This is a genomic window from Leifsonia sp. SIMBA_070 (assembly GCF_046534635.1).
Taxonomy (GTDB): Bacteria; Actinomycetota; Actinomycetes; order Actinomycetales; family Microbacteriaceae; genus Leifsonia.
Genome location: NZ_JAWRYK010000860.1, coordinates 1 through 240, shown reverse-complemented (window position 1 = coordinate 240; position 240 = coordinate 1). Strand labels below are relative to the sequence as shown.

Annotated in this window: 1 protein-coding gene; it reads right to left on the bottom strand. The window is 59.2% G+C overall.

Annotation, left to right across the window (positions count from 1 at the left end; all coding sequences use genetic code 11):
- Positions 1–240, bottom strand: a 240-nt coding sequence (locus SB754_RS22675; protein ID WP_410784522.1) for a hypothetical protein, incomplete at both ends; no start/stop codon positions are given.

The window sequence follows — 240 nt, the reverse complement described above, 5'->3', positions numbered from 1 at the left end:
AGCTGCGTTTTGGGCATCGAAGGACAGGCTGATACCCGCCTGGCGAGCAAAGCGGTCGAGCGCCGGTGCCAAAGGACCACCCTGAATGTTCCACTGCTGCAGCTGGTTGTTGTGCTCAGCGTTTACGGGTTGTGCAAGCGATGGCAGCGCGTAGCTGCTGACAACCATACCCAAAAACGCGCCGCGCACGGCACGGCTCAATGGATGGTGCTGTGGAACCGGGGTCAAACTCATTTTCTC